9 protein-coding genes and 1 pseudogene are annotated in these 12,471 nt (G+C 71.6%); 4 read left to right on the top strand and 6 right to left on the bottom strand.

All coding sequences use genetic code 11. The features are described from left to right. Positions 1-250: 250 nt before the first annotated feature. A complete protein-coding gene (locus ACFWFI_RS09175) occupies positions 251-2,284 on the top strand; it encodes a serine/threonine-protein kinase (protein ID WP_387387368.1) in 2,034 nt (677 codons plus the stop codon). Positions 2,285-2,304: 20 nt separating this feature from the next. Here the strand turns inward: ACFWFI_RS09175 and ACFWFI_RS09170 are convergent, their stop codons facing one another. From ACFWFI_RS09170 to ACFWFI_RS09160, 3 genes are all read right to left on the bottom strand, one after another. Then, complete coding sequence (locus ACFWFI_RS09170) at positions 2,305-3,159, bottom strand: PhzF family phenazine biosynthesis protein (protein WP_387387366.1); 855 nt, start codon at positions 3,157-3,159, stop codon at positions 2,305-2,307. Between the two features lie 168 nt (positions 3,160-3,327). Further along, positions 3,328-3,792, bottom strand: a complete 465-nt coding sequence (locus tag ACFWFI_RS09165; protein ID WP_387387365.1) for a lamin tail domain-containing protein — start codon at positions 3,790-3,792, stop codon at positions 3,328-3,330. Between the two features lie 137 nt (positions 3,793-3,929). Next, positions 3,930-4,685 (bottom strand): SDR family oxidoreductase, encoded by a 756-nt coding sequence (locus ACFWFI_RS09160; protein WP_387387363.1) that lies wholly within the window; start codon positions 4,683-4,685, stop codon positions 3,930-3,932. Positions 4,686-4,827: 142 nt separating this feature from the next. Here ACFWFI_RS09160 and ACFWFI_RS09155 point away from each other — a divergent pair, with 142 nt between their 5' ends. Then, a complete protein-coding gene (locus ACFWFI_RS09155; RefSeq protein WP_387387361.1) occupies positions 4,828-6,495 on the top strand; it encodes an alkaline phosphatase D family protein in 1,668 nt (555 codons plus the stop codon). Between the two features lie 23 nt (positions 6,496-6,518). Here ACFWFI_RS09155 and ACFWFI_RS09150 read toward each other — a convergent pair whose 3' ends face one another. Then, positions 6,519-7,526, bottom strand: coding sequence for a Gfo/Idh/MocA family protein (locus ACFWFI_RS09150; RefSeq protein WP_387387359.1), 1,008 nt, complete (start codon positions 7,524-7,526; stop codon positions 6,519-6,521). A gap of 85 nt (positions 7,527-7,611) precedes the next feature. On the opposite strand from ACFWFI_RS09150, the gene ACFWFI_RS09145 reads away from it, so the two are divergent. Next, entirely contained in the window at positions 7,612-9,003 is a 1,392-nt protein-coding gene (locus ACFWFI_RS09145; protein WP_387387357.1) for a Bcr/CflA family multidrug efflux MFS transporter, read from the top strand. 31 nt (positions 9,004-9,034) lie between these two features. On the opposite strand, the gene ACFWFI_RS09140 is transcribed toward ACFWFI_RS09145, so the two are convergent. After that, a complete protein-coding gene (locus ACFWFI_RS09140) occupies positions 9,035-10,345 on the bottom strand; it encodes a hypothetical protein (RefSeq protein ID WP_387387356.1) in 1,311 nt (436 codons plus the stop codon). Positions 10,346-10,513: 168 nt separating this feature from the next. On the opposite strand from ACFWFI_RS09140, the gene ACFWFI_RS09135 reads away from it, so the two are divergent. Next, the gene (locus ACFWFI_RS09135) at positions 10,514-11,509 is read left to right on the top strand and encodes a small ribosomal subunit Rsm22 family protein (protein ID WP_387387355.1); all 996 of its coding nucleotides are present in this window, start codon (positions 10,514-10,516) and stop codon (positions 11,507-11,509) included. Positions 11,510-11,521: 12 nt separating this feature from the next. Here the strand turns inward: ACFWFI_RS09135 and ddaH are convergent. Beyond that, positions 11,522-12,358: pseudogene (gene ddaH, locus ACFWFI_RS09130) on the bottom strand (dimethylargininase); the annotation flags it as partial. Positions 12,359-12,471: the final 113 nt, after the last annotated feature.

Here is a 12,471-nt window from a genome sequence, read left to right as displayed (position 1 = left end):
GCTCGCGTGAGGACGGGCGCCAACCCGCTCGTGTTCCGACGGGCGGGCCGGCGCCCGGCAGCGGCATGAGCAAGTCGGAGCGGGTCGGCCCCGGTTGGCCTGATTCGGTACTCCGCTGGATCAGACGGCCTGAACGCGCCGGTCCGGGGCTTCACCTCAGGGATGTCACGGGCCGACGAGGTGGCTGTCACCGACAGGTCACGCAGCCCTGAACTGTCCGATGGTGCGTCTAATGTTGCTGTCCATAGCGATGACCACCTCTTGGGGGGCCTGGATGCGCAGCGAGGGCACGGCCGGCAGCGGTCCGGAGGACGGGCCGGACACGGTGATCGCGGGCCGTTACAGGCTGCTGCGCCAGCTCGGGCGTGGCGGGATGGGGGTGGTCTGGGAGGCCTTGGACACGAGCCTGGACCGGAAGGTGGCCGTGAAGGGGCTGCTCTATCCGGGAGCCGCGAGCTCCGGCGCCCAGGCGAACTGGGTGAGCCGGGCGCGCCGTGAGGCACAGGCCATCGCCAGGATCGGCCACCAGAACGTGGTCGCCGTGCACGACGTGATCGAGGACGGCAGCCAGGTCTGGATCGTGATGGAGCTGCTCAACTCCCGCTCCCTCGCCGACCTGCTGCGCGAGCAGCAGCAGCTTTCCGTGCCGCACGCGGCTCGGATCGGCCTGCAGGTGCTGCGCGGACTGGCCGCCGTGCACGAGTCCGGCGTGCTGCACCGCGATGTGAAGCCCCACAACATCCTCTTCCGCCCCGACGGGCGCGCGCTCCTCATGGACTTCGGGATCGCCACCTTCGAGGGTGCGGCGCAGGTGACCCGCTCCCACGAGATCATAGGGACCCCGCAGTACCTCGCACCCGAACTGCTCAGCCACACACCCGAGAACCCGCGTCCGGCCTCGACCGCGTCCGACCTGTGGGCGCTCGGCGTCACGCTCTACGAGATGGTGGAGGGCAGGCGCCCGTTCGACGGTGGCGGGAGCTTCGAAGTCCTCATCGCCGTCCGTGAGTCACCGATGCCGCCGACGAGGTACGCCGGCCCGCTCGCCGGGCTGATCGAGGCACTTCTCCAGAAGGACCCCGGGCGGCGCCCGGACGCCGCCGAGGCGGACCGGATGCTTCAGGCCGTGACCCAGGACGTCGCCGCACTGGACAGCCCCGCGGTCCGGGCGAAGCCCGCGGAGCCGGCGCCCATGAGGACGCCGGAACATTCGCGACCCGCGCCTGCCCGGCCTGCGGAAGGAGCCGGTGCGCAGTCCGCGAAGCCGGTGGATCCCGCGAAGTCCGCCGGGCGCGCGGGTGCCGCCCTGCCCGCTCCGGTGCCCGCGGCGGTGCGGCCCGAGGCATCCGGCCGCGGTCGCCGGGACCGGTGGAAGGTCCCGGCGGCCGTCGTCTGCACGGCGCTGCTCATCGGCGGAGGGCTGTTCGCCTGGGGTGAGCTCGGGGGCGACGGCGGCTCGAAGGGCGACACGGGGGCTGACAAGGGGGCCGCCGCGGCCGGGGAGACGAAGAGCCCGAGGTTCAGCGACACGCACAAAACACTGCGCGTGGGCGTCAAAGCCGATCAGCCCGGACTGAGTGTGAGGTCCGGCAACAGCTACAAGGGATTCGAGGTCGACCTGGCCGAGGAGCTCGCCCGGCATCTGGGATTCAAGGACGACCAGGTGGAATTCGTCAGCGTGAACTCCGGTAACCGGAGCGATCTGCTGGAGGCCGGGAGGATCGACCTGGTGCTGGCCACGTACAGCATCAGTGAGCAGCGCGAGGAGGAGGACAAGGTGAAGTTCGCCGGTCCCTACTTCGAGGCGCTCAAGGGACTCCTGGTGCGCAAGAACCGGCCGTACAACGACCTCAAGGACCTGCAGGACGATCCCACCGCGGACGTCTGCACCGCGAGGGAGTCGGTCTACGCGTCGTGGATCGAGAAGGAGGGCCTGGGCGACCAGATGGACCTCCGCGCCGGCTACGAGGACTGTGTGAGGGCGCTGCTGAACCCCGAGTCCGCCGTCTACGCGGTGGCCACGGACGACGTCATCGTCGCCGGGCTCGCCGACAAGTACTCCGAGAAGACGAAGGCGCTCGACAGCCTCGGGGGCTCGGAGGGCTACGGGGTGGCGATGGAACAAGGGGAGACGGGGCTGCACCGGGAGGTGTGCGGGGCGCTGTCGGACATCATGGAGAACAGTGCCGGAGAAGCCTCGCAGTGGGCCGGGATCTACGCCAGGCATCTGCAGCCGATAATGAAGCAGCCGGCTCCGAAGGAGCCGAGACTGACGTCCTGCTGAAGGGCCTGAGCCCCGCCCCCTCAGCCGATGCGGGTCCCCGTCCCGCTCACCCTGATCCGCGCGTCACCCGGCCTCAGTTCGACGGTGAGGGTGCCGGGACGGCCCATGTCGGCACCCTGGTGCAGGGTGAGGACCGCGTCGTCCGGGACGAGGCCGAGCTCGCGCGCGTACGCACCGAACGCGGCCGCCGCCGCGCCCGTCGCCGGGTCCTCGACGACGCCACCGACCGGGAACGGGTCGCGGACGTGGAAGACGCTGTCGGACTCCCGCCACACCAGCTGGACGGTCGTCAGGTCGAGCCGATGCATGAAGGCTTCCAGGCGGGCGAAGTCGTACGACAGGTCCGCCAGCCGCTCCCGGCTCGCGGCGGCCAGCACCAGGTGTCGGGCGCCCGCGTACGCGACGCGGGGCGGCAGCGCGGGGTCCAGCCCGGCGGCCGGCCAGTCAAGCGCGGCCAGGGCCTCCGCCAGGTCCTCGGGGGCGGCGTCGGTGATGTGCGGCTCGACGCTGGTGAGGGTGGCGCGGAGCTCGTCGCCCTCGCGGACGACGGTGACCGGCACCGTACCGGCGGGGGTGGAGAACACCAGATCGCCCGGGCCGTCCCGCTCGGCGAGCGCGATGGCGGCGGCCACCGTGGCGTGGCCGCAGAAGGGGACTTCGGCCTTCGGGCTGAAGTAGCGGACGGTGTGACCGCCGTGGCCGTCCGGGGCGGTGAGGAACGCCGACTCGCTGTAGCCCAGCTCCGCGGCGACGGCGAGCATCGCCGTGTCGTCGAGCCCGGAGGCATCCAGGACGACCCCGGCCGGGTTGCCCCCGTCGGGGTCGGCGGAGAACGCGGTGTAGCGGAGGACCTCGGCGCCCGGCTGTGTACTCATGTCGCAGCTCAACCACGGGGCGGGGCAACGCATTCCCGGTGGTGCCTCGGACGGCTCACCGGCTTCCCTGGCCTGCTTTCCGCAGAGGTGGTCCGGGGTCCTGACCCCCCGGACCACCCCCTGGCCGCTCCCGCGGACCCCCCGGCCGCGGCGGCCCCGTCACTGCGGTCAGTGGCAGACCTTCACGCCGGTGCCCTTCCCCCAGGAGCAGGAGTCCAGGAGGGCGCCGCTCGGCTTGATCAGCCGGGCCTTGTCACCGGTGTTGTTCCAGACGTACGAGCCGCGGTTCCAGTACACGTGGGCCCCGGCGTTCTTGCCCTTGCCGGTGTGGACCCGGACCGTCTTCCCCGCGGCGACGGTGAAGCTCGGGAAGGTGTAGGTGTAGCCGGTGTTGTCCTTCAGCTTGTAACCCTTGAGCTGCAGCTTGGACTTGCCGTTGTTGTGGATGTCCACGTATTCGGCGTTGAGGGACGTGTTCGTCCGGGTGTCCTTGCCGGGGCTGTCGTACTGGATCTTGCCCAGGTGCAGCCCGCCCTGGTGGGAGGCCGCCGAGGCCGGGGCCGTGGCGAGGAGCGAGCCGGCCAGTGCGGCGGCGGCGGCCAGGGCGAGGGGCGCGGCGGTGCGTATGCGCATGCTTTGTGGTCCTTCTGTGTGCATCCGGTGAAGGTCAGTAGCATACGGGCAGCACGCGCTTGCTCGGACTCAGAGATGAAAACTCGCAAAATCTGTCAGTCGGGGGCGAGTTCCGAGCAGGCGTGGACCGAAGTGGATCAGCCGCGGCCCACGTACGGCATGGCTGTCGCCAGCACCGTCGCGAACTGCACATTGGCCTCCAGGGGCAGCTCCGCCATGTGCAGGACCGTCCGGGCCACATCCTCCGCCGCCATGACCGGCTCGGCGGCCACCTCGCCGTTGGCCTGGAGGATCCCCGTGCTCATCCGCTCCGTCATGTCGGTCGCCGCGTTGCCGATGTCGATCTGCCCGCAGGCGATCCGGTACGGCCGCCCGTCCAGCGACAGCGACTTCGTCAGGCCGGTCACCGCGTGCTTCGTCGCCGTGTAGGCGATGGAGTGCGGGCGCGGGGCGTGTGCCGAGATCGAGCCGTTGTTGATGATCCGGCCGCCCTGCGGTTCCTGCTCCTTCATCAGGCGGTACGCCGCCTGGGCGCACAGGAACGTCCCCGTCAGATTGACGTCCACCACCGTCCGCCAGTCCTCGTACGCGATGTCCTCGACCGGCGCCGAACGCGGCCCGAACGTGCCCGCGTTGTTGAAGAGCAGGTCCAGCCGGCCGAAGCGGTCCCGTACGGAGGCGAAGAGCGCGGCCACGCCGTCCGGATCGGTCACATCGGTGGGCAGGCACACCGTGGCACCCGGGCCCGCCGCGGAGGCCGTCTCCTCCAGGGCTGTGGACCTCCGGCCCGCCAGGGCCACCGTCCAGCCCGCACCCGTAAGAGTGAGGGCGACCGCCCTCCCGATCCCCGATCCGGCGCCTGTGACGACAGCGATTCTCTGCTCAGCGTTCATGGCCCGGCAGCGTACGGGAGGTTTCACGGCGACCGGCACCCGGTGCTCATCGCACCGCCATACGGATGTTGTGTACGTGCCAACGGGAAGTCGTCGTCCCGCACTCCAATGCCTCTGACAACATCCGGCAGGGGAGGGGCATATGACACCCGCACAGATCAGCAGGACGCCCGGGCAGGGCGGTCATTCCGCCGAGCTGCGCAGTGCCGCGCAGAGGCTCGGATCCGGCGTCGGCCGACGCCGATTCCTCACCGTCACCGGTGCCGCCGCCGCACTGGCTTTCGCCGTCAACCTGCCCGGCGCGGGTACGGCGGCCGCCGCCGAGCTCGACGCCCGGAAGATCACCGAGGACCCCTTCACCCTCGGGGTGGCGTCCGGGGACCCGCTGCCGGGATCCGTGCTCCTGTGGACGAGACTCGCGCCCCGCCCGTACGAGGCCGACGGTGGGCTGCCCGCCGAGCGCGTCGAGGTCCGCTGGGAGATCGCCCGCGACGAACGCTTCCGGCGGATCGCGCGGCGCGGATCCGCCACCGCGCACCCGGAGTTCGGGCACACCGTCCATGTGGACGTGGACGGCCTCGACTCCGACCGGAGCTTCTACTACCGCTTCCGCGCCGGCAGCTGGATCAGCCCCACCGGCCGTACCCGCACCGCGCCCGCCCGTGGCGCCCGCAACAGCTCCCTGACCCTGGCCGCCGTCTCCTGCCAGGCGTACCACGACGGCTACTTCACCGCCTACAAGCACCTCGCGGACGAGGACGTCGACGTGGTCTTCCACCTCGGCGACTACCTCTACGAGTACGCGGTCACCGCCGCCGGCGGCGCCCGCAACTACACCGACCGCGTGCTGCCGGACCACTACAACCGGGAGACGCTCACGCTGGAGGACTACCGCATGCGGTACGGCCTCTACAAGTCCGACCCGGACCTGCGCGCCGCACACGCCGCGCACCCCTTCGTCGTCACCTGGGACGACCACGAGACCGAGAACAACTACGCGGGCGACACCCCGGAGAACAGCGTCCCCCCGGAGGAGTTCCTGCTGCGCAGGGCCGCCGCCTACCGCGCGTACTGGGAGAACCAGCCGCTGCGCACCCCGCAGCGGCCCACCGGCCCCGACATGCGGCTCTACCGCCGCCTGCAGTTCGGCCGGCTCGCCCAGTTCGACATCCTCGACACCCGCCAGTACCGCAGCAACCAGGCGTACGGGGACGGCTGGAAGGTCCCCGGACCGGAGTCCGAGGACCCGTCGCGCACCATGACGGGAGCCGCCCAGGAGCGCTGGCTGCTCGACGGCTGGAAGAACTCGCGGGCCCGCTGGAACGTCGTGCCGCAGCAGGTCACCTTCGCCCAGCGGCGCGACGTGCCCACGGACGCCTTCAAGCTGTCCATGGACTCGTGGGACGGCTACCCCGCCTCCAGGCAGCGGATCATGGACGGCGCCGAGGCCGCCGGCGTCGACAACCTGATGGTGCTGACCGGGGACGTCCACGTCGGCTACGGCTTCGACCTGAAGAAGGACTTCGACGACCCGGCGTCCAGGACCGTCGGTACGGAGATCGTGGCCACCTCGATCGCCAGCGGCAAGGACGGCTCCGAGAAGCCTGCCAACTGGAACAACCTGACCCAGGCCAACCCGCACATGAAGTTCTACAACGGCCGCCGCGGCTACGCGCTCGTCACCCTCGGCACGGACCGGGCGCGTGCCGACTTCCGTACGGTGTCGGCGGTCACCACGCCCGGTGCGCCGGTCAGCACGGCAGGCTCCTTCGTGACCGAGGCAGGGAACCCGGGGCTGACCCCCGCGTAGACCCGCCCCGGCCCCGCGCGAGGTCAGGCGCGGTCGTCCGCCGGATAGCGGACGCCGACACGGTCACGTACCGCGTCGAGCGTCCGCATCACGGCGAGCGAACCCTCCAGCGGCACCAGCGGGGACTCCTTCTCTCCCGCCAGCAGCGCGCGCGTCACCTCGGCGGCCTCGTACTGCATGCCCGAAAGCCCCTGCGGGCCCGGGCCCGTGACGACCTTCTCGGGCTCCCGGCCATCCCGGTGCAGGAGGAAGTGCTCCGGGTGGAAGAAGCCCTGCGGGAAGTCGATCCGCCCGGCCGTGCCGGTGACGGACGCGGTGGTCGGCAGGTTCCCGACGATCGAACAGCTGAGCAGCGCCGTGGCACCGGAGTCCCAGCCCAGCAGCATCCCGGTGTTCAGGTCGACGCCCTCAGGGGACAGCAGCGCGTCGGCCTGCACCCGGTCCGGCTCACCCAGCAGGAGCTGCGCGAACGACACCGGATAGACCCCGAGGTCCAGCAGCGCGCCGCCGCCCAGCGCGGGATCGCGCAGCCGGTGCTCGGCCCCGAAGGTGCCCGCGAAGCCGAAGTCGGCCTGCACCGTGCGGATCTCGCCGATCGCACCGTCCCGCACCAGCTCGGTCATCCGGCGGATCAGCGGATTGCAGTACGTCCACATGGCTTCCATCAGGAACAGCCCGCGCTCCCGGGCAAGATCCACCAGCTCCCGCGCCTCACGCTCGTTGAGGGTGAACGCCTTCTCGCACAGCACGTGCTTGCCGGCCTCAAGGGCGAGCCCGGCCGCCTCCCGGTGCGCCGAGTGCGGGGTGGCGACGTAGACGACGTCGACGGTGTCGTCCGCGACGAGCTCCGCCCAGCTGCCGTACGCCCGCTCGATCCCGAACCGCTCGGCGAACGCCTGCGCGGAGGCCTCGGTGCGGGAGGCGACCGCCACGACCTCCGCCCCCGAGTCCTTCATCGCCAGCAGGTCCCCCGTGAACGTGGCGGCTATGCCGCCCGTCGCCAGTACACCCCAACGCACAGTCCCACTCATGCCCGCCCGCTCCCACGCAAAAAGGTATCGACCACTACGGCTGACCTGAGAGCATAGATGTGGATTCAACGAAGCGGAGACGAGGATGCCGGACAGCGGCGCGAGCCGGGCCCAGCAAGAGCAAGAGCACATACCGACGAGCAGCAGGGGCGCCGAACTCAGCGCCCAGGCCACCGCCACCCCCACCGCTGCGGGTGTCCCGGCCATTTCCACGACCATCGCGCCGGGTGTCCCGGCCACCTCCACGACCACCGCACGGCGGGCCGGACTTCTGGTCACCCTGGTGCTGGGCGGGCTCACCGCACTGCCGCCCCTGTCGATGGACATGTACCTCCCGGCACTCCCGGAGGTCACCGACGCGCTGCACGCCCCGGCCGCGACGGTCCAGCTCACCCTGACGGCCTGCCTCACCGGCATGGCGCTCGGCCAGCTCGTCGTCGGCCCCATGAGCGACCGCTGGGGCCGGCGCACGCCGCTGCTCCTCGGCATGGTCGTCTACGTGATCGCCACCGCGATCTGCGCCGTCGCCCCCACCGCGGAACTCCTCATCGGCTTCCGCCTCCTGCAGGGCCTGGCCGGCGCCGCCGGCATCGTGATCTCCCGGGCCGTCGTGCGCGACCTCTACGACGGCGACGAGATGGCCCGGTTCTTCTCCACCCTGATGCTGATCTCGGGAGTCGCGCCGGTCATCGCGCCCGTGATCGGCGGCCAGGTACTGCAGTTCACCGACTGGCGCGGCATCTTCGTCGTCCTCACCTTCGTCGGCGTGCTGCTCACCCTCGTCGTCTGGAAGTGGCTCCACGAGACACTGCCCACGGCGCAGCGGCACACAGGCGGTGTCGGCGACGCGCTGCGCACCATGCGCGGGCTGCTGGCCGACCGGGTGTTCACCGGCTACATGATCGCGGGCAGCCTCGCCTTCGCCGCGCTCTTCGCCTATGTGAGCGCGTCCCCGTTCGTCGTCCAGGAGATCTACGGGGCCTCGCCGCAGACCTTCAGCCTGCTCTTCGGGATCAACTCCGTCGGGCTGATAGCCGTCGGCCAGATCAACGGCAAGCTGCTCGTCGGGAGGGTCAGCCTGGACAAGGCGCTCGGCCTCGGCCTCGCCGTCATCTCAGTCGCGGCGATCGCCCTGCTGCTGATGACCTCCGGGGTCTTCGGCGAGGTCGGCCTGCTGCCGGTGGCCGCCGGGCTGTTCGTGCTCATGTCCGCGATGGGCCTCGCGATGCCCAACACCAACACCCAGGCCCTGATGCGCACCAGGCACGCGGCCGGCTCCGCCTCCGCGCTGCTGGGGACGTCCCAGTTCCTGATCGGTGCCATCGCCTCGCCGCTGGTCGGCATCGCCGGTGAAAGGACCGCCGTACCGATGGCCGTGGTGCAGGTGGTCTGCGCACTGTCCGCGGTGGTGGCCTTCCTGCTGCTGTGCCGGCCGTGGCGGAGCACGGGCGCCGCGAGGGGCCCGCTCGCGAAGTGAGAGGCGGCCGGCCGGGCGGGTCCCGGCCGGCTCAGCCCACCCGCGGGTAGCCCAGCAGGTGCAGCCGGTCCTTGCGGTCCGTCCAGCGGAACACACCCACGCCGGAGGTCTCCACCTCCGGCAGCCGTGTGTTCGGTGACAGCGCCTCGACCTCCCCGGTCGTGAAGCTCATCGTGACCGGGCCGCCCCCGTCGCCCTCCAGAGCCTCGTCCGCGTCACGCACGGTCGTCGCGCCGTAGGCGCTGCCCCCGTCCGTCACCGACGCGAGCGTCAGCTGCGCCGCCCCGCCCTCGTCCTCGAAGCAGAACCCCTTCTTCGCCTCCAGGTCGAAGGCCAGATTCCCCGCGACCAGGTAGCCGCCCGAGGGCGAGACCACGGCCTGCGGATAGCGGCCCGGCTCTATGGCCGGTGTGTGGCACTCCACCGAGACGACCGGCTTCCCGCTCACCGCGTCGTGGACCGTCCACAGCTGGTGGGTGGCGGCCCGCTTCGCCCCCTCGGCGAGCTGCCACCTCGCAAGGATCAGGCCCGGCGCCACGGAGGTCGGCACCCCGGTCGCCGGGTCCGCGCCCTTCGGCGCGGTCTGCCTGCTGAACCAGCCGCCCCGCACCCAGAATTCGCGCACCCCGCTCAGCAGCAGGCCCTTCGCCGTCTGCCCGCGCACCTCGGTGAGCTGCTTGCAGGCCGCGCAGCCCTTCGGATACGTCACCGCGGACGCGGCGATCTCCGACACCTCGCCGCCGACGGGGTCCACGACCGCGCTGTTCGCCCTGCCGTCGCTGATCAGGATTCCCGGGCCGGTCGCCGTGACGACCGGTGCGCCCGTCCACGGCACCTCGACACGTCGGCGCTCGCCGTCCACCACGTCGTACACGTCGAGGGAGACGAAGGACTCCGCGGGTGTGAGCCCGTCGCCGGTCTTTCCGTAGGACCAGGTCACGAAGAACTGCCGGTCGTCCTTGGCGACGGTGAGCAGGTTCGGGAAGTGCAGCGGGTCCGGCGGCCGCCATGCCTCGCCGCTCCAGCCGGCCCGGCCGGTCTCCGTGTCGAGGGTCCGCAGCCGGTAGCGGTGGTCGGGGGCCTTCACCAGATACGCCAGCCGGCCCGTCGTGTGCGAGACGGCGTAGTCGGGCCCGGCGCCGACGACCTCCCAGCCGCGCGCCGTCGAGTACTCCGGGGGGACGTTCAGCCGCGTCGCCGGGCCGGCGCTCCTCTTCGAGGGCTTCCGCGCCTTGTCGTCGTCCCCGGCGCCTCCACCGCCCCCGCAGGTCGCCAGCACAAGCAGCAGTGCGAGGAACAGCACCCCGCCCACCAGAGCCAGGCGCACGATCCTCTGTCTCATGGTCCCCCCGACGACGATCCGACCCCTTAGCGATCCCCGAGGCGGCGTCGGTCAGCGTAGCAACGGGCCCACGGCGAGCAGCAGTTCGGTTCCGTAGCCGTTCTGTCCCGGTTCCGTACCGGGCCACCGGGCTGCGGGGGGAGGGTCCGCTGCGCCTACAATTCGGCGGTGAACGCCACCCTCCCCACCGCGGAAGCCCTGCGTGCGGCGCTTGCCGCCCTGCTCGACGGGCTGTCCCCGACGCAGGCCGCGCAGGCCGTCGACCGGCTGATCGCCAACTACCGCGGGACCACCCCCACCGACGCCCCCATCCTGCGGGACCGCTCGGACGTCGCCGCGTACGCCGCGTACCGCATGCCCGCGACGTTCGAGGCCGTACGGTCCTGCCTCGCCGCACTCCGTGAGGCCGCGCCCGACTGGGTGCCCGCCACCCACACCGACATCGGGGGCGGTACGGGCGCGGCGAGCTGGGCGGTCGCCGGGGCCTGGGAAGGCCCGCGGACGACGGTCCTGGACTGGTCGGAGCCGGCCCTCGCGCTCGGCCGTGAGCTTGCCGAGGCCTCCGGCATCCCCGCGCTGCGGGCCGCCACCTGGGAGCGGGCGAGGATCGGGGTGTCACCGGCTCCGGCGTCCACGGACCTGGTGACCGTCTCGTACGTGCTCAAGGAGCTCACGGCCGAGGACCGGGCCACCGTCGTGGACGCCGCGGCGTCGGCCGCGCAGGCCGTGGTGATCGTGGAGCCCGGCACCCCCGACGGCTACGACCGCGTCATCGAGGCACGCGACCGGCTGATCGCCGCAGGACTCCGCGTCGCGGCACCCTGCCCCCACGACGACGCGTGCCCCATCGAGCGGGGCACCGACTGGTGCCACTTCTCGGCGCGCGTCAGCCGCTCGTCCCTGCACCGCCGGGTCAAGGGCGGCTCGCTCAGCCACGAGGACGAGAAGTTCAGCTATGTCGTGGCGACCCGGTTCGCCACCGATCCGGTCACCGCCCGGGTCACCCGCAAGCCGCAGATCCGCAAGGGCCAGGTGCTGCTGGAGCTCTGCACGAAGGACGAGGGCCTGCGGCGCGCGACGGTCACCAAGCGGCACGGCGCGCTCTACCGTGCCGCCCGGGACACCGCGTGGGGCGACGCCTGGCCGCCGCCCGAGGGTGATTAGGGCCTTTCCGGATCAGGCCCGCAGCTCCTGGGTGCAGCACTTCACGCTGCCGCCGCCCTTGAGCAGTTCGCCCAGATCCATCGGGACCGGCTCGAAGCCCCGGTCCCGGAGCGGGTCGAGGAGCCCCACGGCGGCCTGCGGGAGCAGCACGTGGCGCCCGTCGCTCACCGCGTTGAGCCCCAGCCTGGCGGCGTCCGCCTCCTCGGCCAGCAGCGCGTCCGGGAAGAGCCGGGCCAGCACGGACCGGCTGCCCGGCGAGAAGGCTCCGGGGTAGTACATGATCTCGTCGCCCGCGTCGTCGAGGACGCACAGCGCCGTGTCCAGGTGGTAGTAGCGCGGGTCCACCAGATCGAGGCCGATCACCGGACGGCCGAAGAACTCCTGGGCCTCGTCGTGGGAGAGCGGACTGGACCGGAAGCCCCGCCCGGCCAGCAGATACGAGGCGGTCACCGCGAAGTCGCCCTCGCCCTCGTTGACATGGGCCGGCTCGCGGATCTCGGTGAAGCCGTTGGCCCGGAACCATTCCCGGTGGGCCTCGGCCTCCGCGTACCGCTCCCGGTAGGCGAAGAGGGCGCCGAGCACCCGGCCGTCGATGACCGTGGCCCCGTTGGCGGCGAACACCATGTCGGGGAGGTCGGGGCGGGGGGTGAGGAGCTCCACGGTGTGACCGAGGGCTCGGTAGCGGTCGCGCAGGTCCTCCCACTGGGTGGTGGCCAGGGGCAGGTCCACGGGTTTCGAGGGGTCCATCCACGGGTTGATGGAGTACGTGACCTCGAAGTGGGCCGGGGCGCACATCAGGTAGCGACGAGGGGTGGCGTCACGGGTCAATGCAGGCTCCTCACGAACGGCGGCCGTGGCCGCGGAACGGTGGGATGCGCACGGGGTTGTGTGCGTGAGTTCATGGTGCGCCGCGCCGGGCCGTTGCGCTGTGATCCGTTCGGGTGGTTCAGCGGACGGCGTGA

Origin of the sequence: Streptomyces sp. NPDC060209, assembly GCF_042728155.1 — a bacterium.
GTDB lineage: Bacteria > Actinomycetota > Actinomycetes > Streptomycetales > Streptomycetaceae > Streptomyces.
The sequence above is the reverse complement of the archived record's forward strand: the minus strand, read 5'-3'. Positions and strand labels throughout refer to the sequence as shown.

Coding starts and splice junctions, on each gene's coding strand:
- ACFWFI_RS09160 (WP_387387363.1), bottom strand. CDS start 4,685: ATGAACGCTGAGCAGAGAATCGCTGTCGTCACAGGCGCCGGATCGGGG.
- ACFWFI_RS09145 (WP_387387357.1), top strand. CDS start 7,612: ATGCCGGACAGCGGCGCGAGCCGGGCCCAGCAAGAGCAAGAGCACATA.
- ACFWFI_RS09140 (WP_387387356.1), bottom strand. CDS start 10,345: ATGAGACAGAGGATCGTGCGCCTGGCTCTGGTGGGCGGGGTGCTGTTC.
- ACFWFI_RS09165 (WP_387387365.1), bottom strand. CDS start 3,792: ATGCGCATACGCACCGCCGCGCCCCTCGCCCTGGCCGCCGCCGCCGCA.
- ACFWFI_RS09175 (WP_387387368.1), top strand. CDS start 251: ATGACCACCTCTTGGGGGGCCTGGATGCGCAGCGAGGGCACGGCCGGC.
- ACFWFI_RS09155 (WP_387387361.1), top strand. CDS start 4,828: ATGACACCCGCACAGATCAGCAGGACGCCCGGGCAGGGCGGTCATTCC.
- ACFWFI_RS09150 (WP_387387359.1), bottom strand. CDS start 7,526: ATGAGTGGGACTGTGCGTTGGGGTGTACTGGCGACGGGCGGCATAGCC.
- ACFWFI_RS09170 (WP_387387366.1), bottom strand. CDS start 3,159: ATGAGTACACAGCCGGGCGCCGAGGTCCTCCGCTACACCGCGTTCTCC.